The organism is Sphingomonas melonis, from assembly GCF_013409985.1.
In the GTDB taxonomy this organism is placed as follows: Bacteria; Pseudomonadota; Alphaproteobacteria; order Sphingomonadales; family Sphingomonadaceae; genus Sphingomonas; species Sphingomonas melonis_A.
Genome location: NZ_JACCBY010000003.1, coordinates 35,060 through 51,771, shown reverse-complemented (window position 1 = coordinate 51,771; position 16,712 = coordinate 35,060). Strand labels below are relative to the sequence as shown.

Annotated in this window: 9 protein-coding genes; 6 read left to right on the top strand and 3 right to left on the bottom strand. The window is 68.2% G+C overall.

Annotated elements, in window-relative coordinates; genetic code table 11:
* The first annotated feature begins 6 nt into the window (after window positions 1-6).
* Window positions 7-1,008: an endonuclease/exonuclease/phosphatase family protein gene (locus HD841_RS10850; protein WP_179508923.1), complete on the top strand. Its 1,002-nt coding sequence runs from the start codon at window positions 7-9 to the stop codon at window positions 1,006-1,008.
* 70 nt (window positions 1,009-1,078) lie between these two features.
* Window positions 1,079-1,573 (top strand): peptide-methionine (R)-S-oxide reductase MsrB, encoded by a 495-nt coding sequence (msrB, locus tag HD841_RS10845; RefSeq protein WP_179508922.1) that lies wholly within the window; start codon window positions 1,079-1,081, stop codon window positions 1,571-1,573.
* 134 nt (window positions 1,574-1,707) lie between these two features.
* Here msrB and HD841_RS10840 read toward each other — a convergent pair whose 3' ends face one another.
* On the bottom strand, window positions 1,708-2,256 hold the full coding sequence (locus HD841_RS10840; RefSeq protein WP_179508921.1) for a CHAP domain-containing protein: 549 nt from the start codon (window positions 2,254-2,256) through the stop codon (window positions 1,708-1,710).
* Window positions 2,257-2,840: 584 nt separating this feature from the next.
* On the opposite strand from HD841_RS10840, the gene HD841_RS10835 reads away from it, so the two are divergent.
* On the top strand, window positions 2,841-3,983 hold the full coding sequence (locus tag HD841_RS10835) for an acyl-CoA dehydrogenase family protein (RefSeq protein ID WP_179508920.1): 1,143 nt from the start codon (window positions 2,841-2,843) through the stop codon (window positions 3,981-3,983).
* Between the two features lie 73 nt (window positions 3,984-4,056).
* Complete coding sequence (locus HD841_RS10830; protein WP_179508919.1) at window positions 4,057-4,845, top strand: SDR family oxidoreductase; 789 nt, start codon at window positions 4,057-4,059, stop codon at window positions 4,843-4,845.
* A 427-nt stretch (window positions 4,846-5,272) separates the two neighbouring features.
* Here the strand turns inward: HD841_RS10830 and HD841_RS10825 are convergent, their stop codons facing one another.
* Complete coding sequence (locus tag HD841_RS10825) at window positions 5,273-7,531, bottom strand: NADP-dependent malic enzyme (protein ID WP_179508918.1); 2,259 nt, start codon at window positions 7,529-7,531, stop codon at window positions 5,273-5,275.
* A gap of 485 nt (window positions 7,532-8,016) precedes the next feature.
* Here HD841_RS10825 and mutS point away from each other — a divergent pair, with 485 nt between their 5' ends.
* Both mutS and HD841_RS10815 read left to right on the top strand, forming a co-directional pair.
* Window positions 8,017-10,596, top strand: coding sequence for a DNA mismatch repair protein MutS (gene mutS, locus HD841_RS10820; protein WP_179509376.1), 2,580 nt, complete (start codon window positions 8,017-8,019; stop codon window positions 10,594-10,596).
* Window positions 10,597-10,804: 208 nt separating this feature from the next.
* Entirely contained in the window at window positions 10,805-13,549 is a 2,745-nt protein-coding gene (locus HD841_RS10815) for a [protein-PII] uridylyltransferase (RefSeq protein ID WP_179508917.1), read from the top strand.
* Between the two features lie 202 nt (window positions 13,550-13,751).
* Here the strand turns inward: HD841_RS10815 and HD841_RS10810 are convergent, their stop codons facing one another.
* Window positions 13,752-16,586, bottom strand: coding sequence for a TonB-dependent receptor (locus tag HD841_RS10810; RefSeq protein WP_179508916.1), 2,835 nt, complete (start codon window positions 16,584-16,586; stop codon window positions 13,752-13,754).
* Window positions 16,587-16,712: the final 126 nt, after the last annotated feature.

The window sequence follows — 16,712 nt, the reverse complement described above, 5'->3', positions numbered from 1 at the left end:
CGGTCGATGCGGCGGATACCTGGGGTCGTGTTGCTGGCGTCGGTGCTGCTGGTCACCGGCCTTGCCGAGCCCAAGCCGGTGATGGCGGTGGAGCGGACCGTGTTCCACGCCGCCCCGGCGCCCGGCCCGGTGACCCTGCTGTCCTACAATGTCGAGGGCCTGCCCTGGCCGCTGACCCATGGCCGCACCGCCGCCGCCGCATCGATCGCCGCCGAGCTGCGCGCGATGCACGATCGCGGCGACGGACCGCAGGTGGTCGCGGTGCAGGAGGCGTTCGGCGCCGCGCAAAAGGCGATCGGCACCGCCGCGGGCTATCGCTACGTCGCCTTCGGCCCGGCTGCGGACGATGCGGGCGCGGCGGCGACCACGCCGCAGGAGCGCGCCTTTCTCGCCGATGCCAGCCTGTGGCATGGCGAAACCGCGGGGGCGCGCGAGGATAGTGGCCTTGCGATCTTTTCCGATTACCCCATCCTGTGGGCCAGGCGCGTCGCCTTCCCTCGCTTCGCCTGCGCCGGCTACGACTGCCTTGCCAACAAGGGGATGCTCGCGGTGGCGCTGCGGGTCCCTGGCCGCACCGCGCCGCTGGTGGTGGTCGACACCCATCTCAACGCCCGCGCCGCCTCGGGCGTCGCCAACGACCGCAGCCTGTTCGCCTATCAGCGTCAGGCCGATGCGCTGCGCGCCTTCATCGGCTCGGTCGGCGGCGGCGGCGCCTCGGTGGTCCTTGCCGGCGACTTCAACGTCGGCAACGATCCCGAGCGGCAGGCCTATCTGGCGCAGGCGCTGGTCGGCGGCGACGGCATGACGCTCGCCGCCTCGGAAACCGCCTGTGGCGCGACGTGCCGGGCGATCGCACCGACGCCGACGCTCGCCCGCGCCAAGACCGTCGTCGCCTATCGCGGCACGCTCACTGCCGAGGGGCAGACGCGCAGCTTCGGGACGCTCGCCGACGGCGACCGCCTGTCGGATCACATCGGCGTGATGCGCCGCTTCGGCCTCGGCGCCTGAGGCGTGCGCTAGCGTACCGAGGCCGGCGGCGGGGGATGCGGGGGGCCGGCGGGGCGCCTATATTCCTGACATGTCACAGGAACCCGATCGTCGCTCATTCTTGTCGCTGGCCGCCGCGGCCCTCGCCGGCGCCGCGCTATGGGGCTGCCGGAGCGCACCCGCCGCTGCCGCGGAGCGCTTCCCCGTCCAGATGAGCGACGCCGCCTGGCGCAAGAAGCTGGGCGATCAGGCCTGGGCGGTGCTGCGTCACGAAAGCACCGAACGCCCCTATTCCAGCCCGCTCAACGACGAGCATCGCGCCGGCACCTTCGCCTGCAAGGGCTGCGCGCAGCCGCTGTTCGCGTCCAGGACCAAGTTCGAGAGCGGCACCGGCTGGCCGAGCTTCTACGCACCGCTGCGGCAGGCGGTGGCGACGCGCATCGACGGATCGATGATGATGCGGCGGGTCGAGGTGCATTGCCGCCAGTGCGGCGGCCATCTGGGCCATGTCTTTGACGATGGGCCCAAGCCGACCGGCAAACGCTATTGCATGAACGGCGTGGCGATGACGTTCCGGGCGGGGTGAGCGGGCCACCGGCTCCGCGTCATCCCGGCGCACGCCGGGACCGATAGCTGCGGTGATTGCCGTCGTTTTGCGCTACGTCGCGCCGCCCGGGGTCGTGGCGCCCGGCGTCCACCGGGATGACGAACAGGGGACGCTTACTGGCCCGCGACGGGGACCACCGGCACGGTGGCGGCGGTCGCGATGATGCTGGTGTCGGTGTCGGCGGCCGGGGCGCTGTCGACCGCGGGGGCATGGCCCGAATAGATGAAGCCGTTGGTCGGGTAGCTCGACGTCCCGAGGCCGCCGTTGGGGCCGTACCAGACCTTCACCTCGCTCCAGTCGCCGGCAGCGGAAACGTCGACGGCGCGGACGTTGCGCTCAATGCCGCCGGGGCGCGACCAATTGGCGTGGGTGAGCAGCACTTCGCGATCGCTGACGACCTGCGACACCATGGCGACGTGGCCGACGCGCATGCGGCGGGTCGACTGGAAGGCGAGCACCGCGCCGACCTTTGGCGCATGGCCCCGCTCGTAACGACCGGCGGCCTGGCCCCACCAGGTATTGGCGTTGCCGTGCAGGTCGATACCGGAGATCTCACGTGCATAGGGCGCGCACTGCCAGAACTGTGCCAGCGCCGGAGTGGCCGTCATCAGGCCGCACGAAATCACCAGCGCAACACGCGCTGCCCACGTCTTTACAGTCATTTGCTGACCCCCCGGTCAAAACCCGTTCGTCGAGGATGTCGCTACAAGCGGCTTTCATTTTCTCCAATGGGCGCGGAAACCATAAGAGACGAACGGTGTTGCGGCGCCGATGAGACGACGAGTCGCGTCCGCAGCCCTGTCCCTTTCTGCGCGATGAACGGCGTGAATGTGCGGAATCGGGCTGTTTTCCTGCCCTTTATCGGCGCGGATGCAGCGATGGCCATCGATAGAGCGCAATCGAGAGGCGCGATCCGTCACCGCATGCACACCGTCACCCCGGACTGGTTCCGGGGTCCACCGGGCCGCAAGCATAGCGGCGGCCTCTCCTGCCTTTCTCCTCGCCGCACGGTGGACCCCGGAACAAGTCCGGGGTGACGAAGTGGGTGTAGCGACCGGCCGGGACCAAGCTCCCACCGCCGTGCGTCAGCAGTGCGCCTCGGACGCGGCACATGCGCGAACGCACTCGACCCGCAATCACAGTATGGCGCAATGGAGAAGCAGTACCGCACCTTTTAGAATTTCGGGTTTGCAGCACCCGCCGTGCCGCAGTACGTTTGCCCCACCCAGATGGCAGTGGAAGCGACATGGCTCTCGACCCCGAAACCTTCGATGCGCTGATCGATACCGTGCGGCGGTTCGTCACCGAACGGCTCCGGCCGCTGGAGGCGGAGGTCGAGGCGGCGGACGCCATCCCCGACACGATCGTCGCCGAGATGAAGGACATGGGCCTGTTCGGCCTGTCGATCGCCGAGGATTATGGCGGGCTCGGCCTCGACATGATCGAGGAATGCCGCGTCGCGATCGAGATGGGGCGGACGACGCCCGCCTTCCGCTCGACCTTCGGCACCAATGTCGGGATCGGCAGCCAGGGGCTGGTGATGGCCGGCACACCCGAACAGAAGGCGCATTGGTTGCCGAAAATCGCCAGCGGCGCGATCGTCACCAGCTTCGCGCTGACCGAACCCGATGTCGGCAGCGATTCGGGCGCGGTGAAGACGCGCGCGGTGCGCGACGGCGACGTCTACCGGCTGACCGGCACCAAACGCTACATCACCAACGCCGATCGCGCCCAGCTGTTCACCGTCATGGCGCGCACCGGCGAGGCGGGCGCGCGCGGCGTCTCCGCCTTCCTCGTGCCGCGCGACCTGCCCGGCATCACCATCGGCGAGCCAGAGAAGAAGATGGGGCAGAAGGGCGCGAAGGTCGCGGACGTGCATTTCGACGACGTGCCCGTCCCCGCCGCCAACCGGCTCGGCGCGGAGGGCGAGGGCTTCAAGATCGCGATGCGCGTGCTCGACCGCGGCCGGCTGCACATCAGCGCGGTCTGTGTCGGCGTCGCCGAGCGGCTGATCGCCGACAGCGTCGCTTATGCCGGCAGCCGCACGCAATTCGGCCAGCCGATCGCCGCTCACCAGCTCATCCAGGGCATGATCGCCGACATGAAGACCGAGGCGTTGGTTGCCCGCGCGATGGTGCTGGAGACCGCACGCGCCAAGGATCGCGGCGAGGACGTGGTGCTCGAATCGGCGGCGGCGAAATATTTCGCCAGCGAGATGGTCGGCCGCGTCGCCGACAAGGCGGTGCAGATCTACGGCGGCGCCGGCTATATCGCCGATTACGGCATCGAACGGCTGTACCGCGACGTGCGCCTGTTCCGCATCTACGAAGGCACCAGCCAGATCCAGCAGGTCATCATCGCCCGCGAAACGATGAAGCGCGGCGGGTAAGGCGGCGGCACGGCGGGTTGGACACATTCATCGTCACCCGCAAGCGGGGACGATCCATTTGGGAGAGAGACACATGGACACCAACACCCTCTTCCGGCTCGACGGCCGGGTCGCGCTGGTCACCGGCGGCAGCCGCGGGATCGGCAAGATGATCGCGGCGGGCTTCGTCGCGCAGGGCGCCAGGGTCTATATCTCGTCGCGCAAGGCCGATGTCTGCGAGGCCGCGGCGGCCGAGCTGGGGCCGAATTGCATCGCGCTGCCGCAGGATGTCAGCACCGTCGCCGGCTGCAAGGCGCTCGCCGCGCAACTCGGCGAGCGCGAGGAGCGGCTCGACATCCTCGTCAACAATGCCGGCGCCGCCTGGGGCGTGCCGTTCGAGGACTTCTCCGAGGCCGGCTGGGACAAGGTGATGGACCTCAACGTCAAGTCCCCCTTCTTCCTGACCCAGGCGCTGCACGGTCTGCTCAAGGCGGCGGGGTCGCGCGCGCGGCCCGCCAAGGTCATCAACATCACCTCGATCGACGGCCAACGACTCAACGCCTGGGAGACATATAGCTATCATGCGTCGAAATCAGCGCTGATCTTCCTCACCAAACGCATGGCAGCCCGACTCGTCCGCGACGGAATCAACGTTACCTCGATCGCGCCAGGCGCCTTCCCGAGCGACATGAACAAGGCGGCGCGCGACCATGGCGAGACGATCGCACGCGGCATTCCGGCGGGCCGGATCGGGGTGGACGAGGACATGGCGGGCGCTGCGATCTATCTCGCCAGCCGTGCAGGGGATTATGTGGTGGGCGAGACGATCACCGTCGACGGCGGGCTGGTCCACGCCGCGCTGGGGACGAGCATCGACGCCTGAGGGGAGATCGACATTCAGGGCGTTCGACAAAATTCCTTATCCGCAGGGCAGGGCTATCACATATCAAGCGCGCCTAGTTCCAAGCCACTCCGTCACCCCGGACTTGTTCCGGGGTCTACTCTGCGGCGAGGAGAAGGGCTTGATTGGACACCCCTCTCTTGCGGTGGGGTGGACCCCGGAACGAGTCCGGGGTGACGAATCTGATGAAAAAGCCGATCGACCTCAGCCGCGCAGCCATATGCGATAGCCCTGCCCTGGCGCGGTAAGAATGTGCCTGACTGTCGGTCCCGCCCGGGCTGACGCCGGCCATTGTTCGTCTCGCCGGACGTGATCCAGCGCCCCCCTCCCTTTGCCGGGCGAGGCATAAGCGGGACCCCGGCCCGATGCCGGGACGGGGACGCGGGCTCCCGCAGCCCCGCCCCCGCAATTACCGCGCGATTCCGCCCGCCGCGAGCACCGCCAGCGTCACCAATTCGCTCGCCGTCGAGGTCATCGGCGCGATCTGCACCGGCTTCTCCATCCCGATCAGCATCGGCCCGATCACGCTGTCGCCACCCAGTTCGCGCAGCAGCTTGGCGGAGATATGCGCCGATTGCAGCCCCGGCATGATCAGGATGTTCGCCGGCCCCGACAGCCGCGCGAACGGATAGTTGGCGAGCTGGCGCGGGTTGAGCGCCACGTCGGGCGGCATCTCGCCCTCATATTCGAAGCCGACGTTGCGCTGGTCGAGCACCGCCACCGCCTCGCGGATATTGTCCACCCACGCGCCCTTTGGATTGCCGAAGGTCGAATAGCTCAGCATCGCGACGCGCGGCTCGTGGCCCATGCGGCGCGCGACCTGCGCGGTCTGTTCCGCGAAATCGGCGAGTTGCTCGCCGGTCGGCCGCTCGTTGACCGTCGTGTCGGCGATGAAGACCGTGTGGCTCTGGCCGACGAGGACGTGGATGCCGAACGGGGTGCGGCCCGCCTCGGGATCGATCACGCGCTTCACCTGCCGCATCGATTCGGCCCAGGTGCGGGTGATGCCGGTGATCATCACATCGGCCTCGCCCAGTTGCAGCAGCGCCGCACCGAACACGTTGCGGTCCTGGTTGATCATCCGCTCGACGTCGCGGCGCAGATAGCCGCGGCGCTGCAACCGCGCGTAGACGAAGTCGACCATCTTCGGGACCAGCGGCGAGTGCCGGCTGTTGTGGACCTCATATTCCTGCGGATTGGCGACGCCCAAGGCTTTCAACCGGTCGTAGACGTCGTCGCGGCCGACCAGCACCGGCGTGCCATAGCCACCTTCCTTGAACGAGATGGCGGCGCGCAGCACCACCTCTTCCTCGCCCTCGGCGAACAGCACGCGCTTCGGCCGCGCCCGCGCGCCCTCATAGGCGAGGCTGAGCACCGAGGTGGTCGGGTTGAGCCGCGCGCGCAGCGTCTGGCGATAGGCGTCCATGTCGAGGATCGGCTTGATCGCCACGCCCGAATCCATCGCCGCCTTCGCGACCGCCGACGGCACCAGCTCCATCAGCCGCGGATCGAACGGCGACGGGATGATATATTCGGGGCCGAAGCTGTGCTGCACGCCATAAGCGACCGCCACTTCCTCGGGCACGCGCTGGCGCGCCAGTTCGGCGATCGCGTTGGCGGCGGCGATCTTCATCGCATCGTTGATGCCGGTCGCGCGCACGTCGAGCGCGCCGCGGAAGATGAAGGGGAAGCAGATCACGTTGTTGACCTGGTTCGGATAGTCCGATCGGCCGGTGGCGACGATCGCATCGGGCCGCGCCGCCTTGGCGAGTTCGGGGCGGATCTCGGGCTCGGGATTGGCCATCGCGAAGATGATCGGCGACGGCGCCATATGCTCGACCATCTCGGGCTTGAGCGCGCCCGCGGCGGACAGGCCGAGGAACACGTCCGCGCCCTCCAGCGCCTCGGTCAGCGTGCGCTTGGTCGTGTTGGCGGCATGCGCCGACTGCCACTGGTTCACGTCGTCGCGACCCTGGTAGATGACGCCGGTCTTGTCGCACATGATGACGTTGTCGTGGCGCACGCCCATCGCCTTCATCAGCTCGGTGCAGGCGATGGCCGCCGCGCCCGCGCCGTTGACGACCAGCTTGACGTCGGACAGCCGCCGCCCGGTCAGCAGGCAGGCGTTGATGAGCCCCGCCGAGGCGATGATCGCGGTGCCGTGCTGGTCGTCATGGAAGACGGGGATGTTCATCCGCTCGCGCAGCGTCTGCTCGATGATGAAACATTCCGGCGCCTTGATATCCTCGAGGTTGATGCCGCCGAAGGTCGGCTCCATCAGTTCGACCGCGTCGATGAATCGGTTGACGTCCTCGGTCTTCAGCTCGATGTCGATCGAGTCGACGTCGGCGAAGCGCTTGAACAGCACCGCCTTGCCTTCCATCACCGGCTTGGACGCGAGCGCGCCGAGATTGCCCATGCCGAGGATCGCGGTGCCGTTCGAGATGACGGCGACCAGATTGCCCTTGGCGGTATAGTCATAGGCCATGGCGGGATCGTCGGCGATCGCCTGCACCGGCACCGCGACCCCGGGCGAATAGGCGAGCGCGAGGTCGCGCTGCGTCGCCATCGGCTTGGAGGCAATGATCTCGATCTTGCCGGGACGCCCCTCCGAATGGAACAGCAGCGCCTCACGCTCGGAGAATTGGACGGACGCTTCGTCGGACATGGGACCTCGCTGACGGGCTGACGCTACGGCTCTTGACCGGTTCGGGCCGGGCTTTCAACCCGCGGCAGTAGGGGTTAAGTTGGCGATACTAGGCGAGAGGCCGACATTCTGCCGCGCAATCCGCGTCAGCCCACCGCCGAGAACGTGGCGCGGGCATGCCCGTGGCTGCTGATCTGGCGCAAGCGCGACTTCAAGGATATTCCCGGCTGGATCGACGAACGGGACGGTGGATCGCCTCATGGGCCAGTAGCAAGTTGTTCTGCAGACTCCGTCACCCCGGGCCCGTTCCGGGGTCCACTCCGCGGCGAGGGGAATGGCTGGAGGCTCAAGCCCGGCGTGTGCGCCCCGGTGGCCCCCGGGACACGTCCGGGGTGACGGGCGGCATAGGCGCCGAACCGAAGCCGCTGACTTACCCACGCCTTGTGCCGACGCGGCGAGCGGCTATCAGACCGCCGATGGCGACTCCCGCGACCACCCCCACCCCGATGATGGCGCAATATCTCGCGCTGAAGGCCGAGGCGGAGGATTGCCTCCTCTTCTATCGCATGGGCGATTTCTTCGAATTGTTCTTCGACGACGCGCGCATCGCCAGCGGCGTGCTCGACATCGCGCTGACCTCGCGCGGCGAACATGACGGCGAGAAGATCCCGATGTGCGGCGTGCCGGTCCATGCCGCCACCGCCTACCTCCAACGCCTCATCAAGGCCGGCCACCGCGTCGCCATCGCCGAACAGACCGAAACCCCCGCCGAGGCCAAGGCGCGCGGCGGCTACAAGGCCTTGGTGTCGCGCGGCATCGTCCGCGTCGTCACCGCCGGCACGCTGACCGAGGAAGCGCTGCTCGACGCGCGCAGCGACAATTGGTGCGTCGCGATCGGCGAGGCGGCAGGCGCGGTCGCGCTCGCCGCCGCCGACGTCTCGACCGGGCGCTTCGAGGTGATCGACTGTTCCATCGACGCGCTCGGGGCCGAGCTGGCGCGGCTCGGCGCCGCCGAGGTGGTCGCGTCGGACGCCGGCGAACAGGCCGCCGCCGCGACGACGCTGCGGCCGAAGCAGACGTTCGACAGCGGCAGCGGCGAAACGCGGCTGAAGACGCTGTTCGGCGTCGCGACGCTCGACGGCTTCGGCCAGTTCAGCCGTGCCGGGCTCGCCGCGGCAGGCGGGCTGATCGCCTATCTCGAGCATACCGCCAAGGGTGCCCTGCCCTTCCTCCGTCCGCCGCGGCTCAGCCAGGCGGCCGAGACGATGGCGATCGACGCCGCGACGCGCGAGAGCCTCGAACTCACCTGCACCACCGGCGGCCAGCGCAAGGGCAGCCTGCTCGATTGCATCGACCGGACGGTGACGGGCGCCGGCGCGCGGCTGCTGGCGAGCGACCTCGGCGCGCCGCTGATGGACAAGGCCGCGATCGATGCGCGGCTCGATCTCGTCCAATATTTCCATGACGCCACCGGCCAGCGCGAACAGGTCCGCGCGGCGCTGCGGGCCCTGCCCGATATCGGCCGGGCACTGGGGCGGCTGGCGGCGGGCCGCGGCTCGCCGCGCGATCTGGGGCAGCTGCGCGACGGGCTCGACGGCGCCTGGCATCTCGGCGAGCGATTGGCGCAGATCGATGCGCCGCTCGCCCTGCTCGATCGCGTGGCGCCGAAGCTGCGCGGCCATGGCGCGCTGATCGACCTGCTCAAGCGCGCGCTGGTGCCCGCGCCGCCGATCGAGGCGAGCGACGGCGGCTATATCGCCGCGGGCTATGACGTCGCGCTCGACGAGCTGCGCGACACCGGCGCGGGCGGCCGCCGCGCGATCGCCGCGCTCGAAGCGGAGATGAAGGCGGCGACCGGCATCACCGCGCTGAAAATCCGCCACAACAACGTGCTCGGCTATCATGTCGAGGTGCCGGCGCGGTCCGCCGATCCGCTGATGAAGCCCGACAGCGGCTTCACCCATCGCCAGACGCTGGCGGGCGTCGTCCGCTTCAACACGCCCGCGCTGCATGAGGTCGCCGCGCGCGTGTCGCAGGCGGGCGCACATGCGCTCGCCGCCGAGGCCGCGCATCTCGAGGAACTAACCGCCGCCGCGCTTGGCCATCGCGAGTCGATCGCCGCCACCGCCGATGCGCTCGCCCGGATCGACGTCGCCGCCGCGCTCGCCGAACGCGCGGCGGAGGGGCAATGGGCGCGGCCGGCGCTCGCCGATCACCCGTGTTTCGACATCGTCGGCGGCCGCCATCCGGTGGTCGAGGCGGCGGTGGCGAAATCGGGCGACCGGTTCGTCGCCAACGATTGCACGCTCACCCCGGATTCGCGGCTGTGGCTGGTGACGGGTCCGAACATGGGCGGCAAATCGACCTTCCTGCGCCAGAACGCGCTGATCGCGGTGCTCGCGCAGACCGGCAGCTACGTCCCCGCGACCAAGGCGACGCTGGGCATGGTCGACCGATTGTTCAGCCGCGTCGGCGCGTCGGACAATCTCGCGCGCGGCCGTTCGACCTTCATGGTCGAGATGGTCGAGACCGCGGCGATCCTTGCGCAGGCGACCCCGAACAGCTTCGTCATCCTCGACGAAGTCGGCCGCGGCACCTCGACCTATGACGGGCTCGCCATCGCCTGGGCGGTGGTCGAGGCGATCCATGAGGACAATCGCTGCCGCTGCCTGTTCGCGACGCATTATCACGAGCTGACCCGGCTGGCGGAGCGCTGCGAGGCGCTGACGCTCCACCACGTCCGCGCACGCGAGTGGAAGGGCGAGCTGGTGCTGCTCCACGAGCTTGCCACCGGCCCGGCGGACCGGAGCTATGGCCTCGCGGTGGCGCGGCTGGCGGGGATGCCGCCGGCGACGGTGGCACGCGCCAAGGCGGTGCTGGCGAAGCTCGAGGCCGGTCGCGCGAAGACCGGTGGGCTCGCCGCGGGGCTCGACGACCTGCCGCTGTTCGCCGCGGCGCAGGTAGCGGAGGAGGAGACGTGCGACGCGATCCGCGCCGAGGTCGAGTCGCTCGATGTCGATGCGCTCACCCCGCGCGAGGCGCTCGACACGCTCTACCGACTAAAGGCGCTGGCGCGGGAGGGGTAAATCCTCCCCCGCCAGGGGGAGGTGGCGCCGCGTAGCGGTGACGGAGGGGAGGACGGGGCGGGAGCTTCGTCATCGGGCTACCGCCCTGTCCTCCCCCTCCACCATCCGGCTTGCGCCGGACGGCCCCCCTGCCCGTGGCGGGGAAGGACTTAGCCCCCCATCCAAAGCCCATGTCCCCTTAACCCTCGCGCCGCTATACCCTGCGGCCATGCAGCGCCGTTTCGACCATCTCCCCAACCGCCGCGCGATCGTCGATCGGCGCGCGCTCGCCGAGCGGATCGCCGCGATCGATGCCAGCGGCATCGGCCTGCGCACCCAGGCCACCGCCATCCTCAAGGACGCGCTTGCCGAAGGGCGGGCCGAGATCCAGCGGCGGCTCGCCGCCCACCCCTCGCGCGGGCTGGAGGCGTCGAACGCACAGGCATATCTGATCGACCAGCTGCTGCGCGTGCTGTTCGACCTCGCGACGCAGCGGCTGCATCCGCTCCACAATCCGACCGCGGGGGAGCGGCTGACGCTGATCGCGGTCGGCGGCTATGGCCGCGCCGAGATGGCGCCCTATTCCGATGTCGACATCGGCTTCCTGACGCCGGGCAAGCAGACGCCCTGGGCCGAGCAGGTGATCGAATCGATGCTCTACGCGCTCTGGGATCTGGCGTTGAAGGTCGGCCATTCCAGCCGCTCGCTCGACGAGATGGTGCGGCAGGCGAAAAGCGACGTCACGATCCGCACCGCGCTGCTCGAGGCGCGCTACGTCACCGGCGACGTCACGCTCTACGACGAGGCGGCGAACCGCTTCAAGGGCGAGGTGCAGCATGCCACCGAGCGCCAGTTCATCGCCGACAAGCTCGCCGAACGCGACGCGCGCCACCGCAAGATGGGCGACACGCGCTATGTCGTCGAACCCAACGTCAAGGAGGGCAAGGGCGGGCTGCGTGACCTGCACACGCTGTTCTGGATCGGCAAGTACATCCACGACGTCCAGCGCGGCGCCGATCTGGTCGAGGTCGGCCTGCTGACCAAGGCCGAATACCGGCTTTTCCACCGCGCCGACAATTTCCTCCAGGCGGTGCGCTGTCACCTGCACAGCGTCACCCGCCGCGCCGAGGATCGCCTCACCTTCGACGTCCAGCGCGAGATCGCGACGCGGATGCGCTTCTCCGACCGGCCCGGCAAACCGGCGGTCGAGCGCTTCATGCAATATTACTTCCTGCAGGCGAAGACGGTCGGGAACCTGACCGGCGTCTTCCTCGCGCATCTCGACGAGCGGTTCGCAGCGCGCGGGCGGCGGTTCGGCCTGCCGACGATCCGCCGACGGCCGGACAGGCTCCACGGTTTCGTGCTCGACCGCGGTCGGCTGGCGCTGCCGCGCGACGACTTTTTCGTCGAGGACCCGGTGCGGCTGATCGAGATCTTCCAGCTCGCCGACCTGCACGGCGTCGAGATCCACCCGCTGGCGATGCGCGCCGCGGCGCGCGACGCCAAGCTCATCGCGCGCCATCGCCGCGATCCCCGCGCCAACGCGCTGTTCCTCGACGTGCTGACCAGCCCGCGCGATCCCGAACTGGTGCTGCGCTGGATGAACGAGGCGGGCGTGTTCGGCCGGTTCGTGCCCGACTTCGGCCGCGTCGTCGCGCAGATGCAGTTCGACATGTACCACCATTATACGGTGGACGAGCATACGATCCGCGCAATCGGCTTGCTCGCGCGGATCGACAAGGGTGAGCTAAAACAGGACCATCCGCTCGCCTCGGCGATCATCAAGCATATCGTGTCGCGGCGCGTGCTCTATGTCGCAGTGCTGCTCCACGACATCGCCAAGGGGCGCGACGGCGATCATTCGATCCTGGGCGCGGAGGTCGCCGAGCGGCTCTGCCCGCGCTTCGGCCTGACCCCGGCGGAGACCGAGACGGTGGCATGGCTGGTGCGCTGGCACCTGCTCATGTCGGCGACCGCGTTCAAGCGCGACCTGTCGGACTTCAAGACGATCCTCGATTTCTGCGAGGTGGTGCAGAGCCCGGAACGGCTGCGGCTGCTGCTGGTGCTGACCATCGTCGATATCCGGGCGGTCGGCCCCGGTACGTGGAACGGCTGGAAACGCCAGTTGCTCGCCGACCTCTACGAAGGCGCCGAGGAGGTGCTGCGGCTCGGTCACAAACAGCGCGGCCGCGCCGAGCGGATCGCGGCGCGGCAGGAGACGCTGCAGGCGACCTTGGGCTGGGCACCGGCGCGGTTCGACGCCTTCGTCCGCCGCTTTCCCGAAGCCTATTGGATCGCCGAACCCGACGACGTGCTCGCGCACAACGCGCGCTTCATCGCGGCGGCAGGCGAGGCGCAACTCTCGATCGACGCGCAGGTCTATGCGACGCGCGGCGCGACGTTGGTGACGATCTACGCCGCCGACCATCCCGGCCTGTTCTACCGGATCGCCGGCGCGATCCACGTCGCGGGCGGCAACATCATCGACGCGCGCATCCACACGACGCGCGACGGCATGGCGATCGACAATTTCCTCGTCCAGGATCCGTTCGGCCGGCCGTTCGACGATGTCGACCAGCTCAAGCGGTTGAAGACGGCAATCGAGGATGCGCTCGCCAATCGCGGCAAGCTTACCGACCGTCTGGTCGCCAAGCCCGCGGCGCGAACGCGCGCCGATGCGTTCGAGATCGAGCCCAACGTGCTGATCGACAACCACGCCTCCAACCGGTTCACGGTGATCGAGGTCAATGCCCGCGACCGGCCGGCGCTGCTCAACCAGCTCGCGCAGGCGCTGTTCCAGTCGAAGGTGACGCTGCATTCCGCCCATGTCGCCACCTATGGCGAGCGCGCGGTCGACACCTTCTACGTCACCGATCTCACCGGCGACCGCATCACCGCGCCGGCGCGGCTCAAGACGCTGGAACGGCGCCTGCGCACCGCCGCCAGCGGCGAGATGACCGAGATGGCGGCGTAGGACGGCGGCGCCTTCGCGCTGCTGTCGGCCCCCTCCCCACGCTCTCCCCGTCACCCCGGACGTGTTCCGGGGTCCACCCTGCGGCGAGGGGAACGGCTGAAGCCGACACCCTTCCCTTGCGGCCCGGTGGACCCCGGAACGAGTCCGGGGTGACGAGTCGGATCAGGAAACCGATCGAACCTCGCGAGCGCCGCCGACGCGATCAGAAGCGTGCGCGGATCGTCGCGCCATAGGTGCGCGGCTCGGCGAGATATTGCGAGAAGAGCTGGCGACCGCCCGGATATTGCGGGTCTTGGAACGCCGCATTCGCCGCACCCTCCTGGAACGGCGAGTTGAACGCGACCTGCGCATAATCGACGTTGGTCAGGTTCTGGCCCCAGAATTCCAGGCTGATCCGCTCGTCCGGCATGCGGATGCCGATGCGGGCGTTGACGATCGCATAGCCGTCCTGCGCCTTCTGCGGGAACAGGTCGGACCCGGTGTTATAATCGCTGGTCATGCGCGTATCGACGTAGAACAGCGCCGAATAGCCGCCCCCCAGCTGCGGCGTCCACGACGCCGAAGACGTCGCGACGATGTCCGCCGAGTTGGACAAGGTCCGTCCCGGCAACAGGCGCAGCGCCTGATCGAGCGGCGCACCCGATGAGCTGCCGACCAGCTGGCTGCGGTATTTGGTGTCGGTGACGGTCAGGCCGAGGCTGACGCGGAAGTCGCGCGCCGGAACGAGCGACGCTTCCAGCTCGACGCCCTTGGCGCGAACGCCGTGACCGACATCGTCGGACGCGCAGACGCCGGTGCTGCTCGCCGCGGCATTGTAGTTGCTCGCTGCCGGGAACTTGCTCTGGTCGCGGTCGCCGCCGTTGAGGCTGGACGAGCAGCCGTTGATATTCTGGACGAGGAAGACCGTGCCGTTGAAGGTATTCAGCTGGAAGTTGCTGAAGTCCTGGATGAACGCCGCCGCCGACAGGGTGAACGGACCGGTCCCGTATTTCGCGCCGACCTCGAACGAATTGACCGTCTCGGGTGCGAATTGCAGCGAATCGGCCAGCGCCTGCGCACCGCCGAGCTGGGCGAACGTCTGCACCGGCTGTTTCAGCGCTGATCGGTCGAGGTTGAAGCCGCCCGCCTTGTAGCCGCGCGAATAGCTGCCGTAGAGCAATAAATCGTCGATCGGCTTCCACGACAGGATCGCGGTGCCGGTGAAACGATCCTCCTTGCGGCGGCTGTTGATCGACACGCCGTTGAGTTCCGAGGTGTTGTTGCCCTGACAGGCGAGGCCGATGATGCCGGCCGCGGTCGCCGCCAGACCGGGGTTCGCCAGCGCCGACGCCAGCGAATTCTGGACGGCGACGCAGCCGGTGTTGTCGTTGGTGAAGCTGGCGTCGAACGTCTTGCGCTCGTTGGTGTAGCGCGCGCCCAGCGTCAGATCGACGGTGTCGGTGACGTGGAAGATATTGTGCGTGAACAGCGCCCAGTTGCGGCTGTTCTGGTTGTAGACGTCGCGGGTCGAACCCCGGTCGTTGATGCCGTCGAGCGTGGCGATCGCGTTGACGATAAGCGGCCCCGCGGCACCGAAGGGCGAGGCCACGCCGGGGACGCCACCGCTGAGCACCGCGCGTCCCGTCGCGCTGAGGCAGCCGGTGCTCCCCGGCGCGTAGAATTGCGCGAGCGCGCTGCCCGAGACGAGGCGGCAGGTGGCGAAACGGCCATATTGGCGACCGAACCGCAGATTATCGAGCAGACGCAGATCCTCGTTGGCGAAGAAGCCGCCGACCAGCCAGTCGAGCTTCTCGCCGAACAGCGAGCCGTTAAGGCGCAGTTCCTGCGTGAAGGTGCGGAAGCGGCGCGCGGAATTGCCGTCGGCGGCGCGATAGAGGATGTCGACGCGGCTATAGTCGGTGTCGGAGCCCTGATCCGAATCGTAATCGCGGTATGCGGTGATCGAGGTCAGCTTGGTGGTGCCGATCGTCCAGTCGAGCTGACCCGAAACGCCCCAGTCCTTGGTGATGCCGGCGAAGCTGCGGCCGGCGCTGACCGAAACGTCGCGGCTGTAGCCGGGGCTGGTGACGAGCCCGAGCGGCTGGCCGAGATCGCGGATGACGTTGACGATATTGTTGCCGTTGCTGCCCGCGGCCAAGCCGGCGTTCACCGATGCGACGGGAGTGTTGAGATTGCCCACCGAGGGATTGACGGTACGGTCGACATAAGTCGCCGCGCAGCATTTTTCGTCACGATGGGTATAATCGCCGATCAGGCGGAAGGTAAGGTCGCTGCTCGGCTCGAACAGCAATTGGCCGCGCACGAAATAGCGGTTGCGATCGTTGACGTCGGTATTGTTGGTATAGTCGCGATAGAAGCCGTCGCGCTTGACGTAGACGCCGTCGATCCGCGCCGCGATCGTCTTGCTCAGCGGCAGGTTGAGATTGCCGGAGAAACGATAGAAATCGTAATTGCCGTAGGTCGCCTCGGCGCCGCCGCTGAAGCCTTGGAACGAGGGCGCCTTGCTGATGATGCTGATCATGCCGGCGGACGAGTTACGTCCACCCAGCGTCCCCTGTGGCCCGCGCAGAACCTCGACCCGGTCGATCTCGCCAAGTTCGGTCAGGCCAATGCCCGAGCGCGAGCGGTAGACGCCATCGATGAACACCGCGACCGAGCTTTCGAGGCCGGGATTGTCGCCGACGGTGCCGATGCCGCGGATGCGTGCCGAGCCGTTCGACTCCGATCCGGTCGAGGACACGAGCAGCGAGGGGGCAAGCTGGTTGAGCTGGCGGATGTCGCTCGCGCCCGAATTCTGCAGCGTGTCCGCGGTGATCGCCGACACCGCGACCGGCACGTCGGCAAGCGCCTGCGCGCGTCCCTGCGCGGTGATGACGATGTCGCCCTGGTCCGCCTCGTCCTGCGTCACCGAGCCCGCTGCGGTCGGCGAGGTCGCCTGCGTCGCCGAACTCGAGGGCTCCGGCGAATTGTTCTGGGCAAGGGCGGGCGAGGCTATCGCGATCGTCGCCGCCGACAGCAGATACGCAGTAAGGCGCATGGTCATCCTCTCCTGTTCCGATTTCGATTTTCGAATATCGGGTTTTCTTTTGAGGCTAGGATCGCGCTGACCTGAGCGTCTAGTAATTTGTCGTTGCTGCAAGAAATTTCGAACGGACTGTCGCCC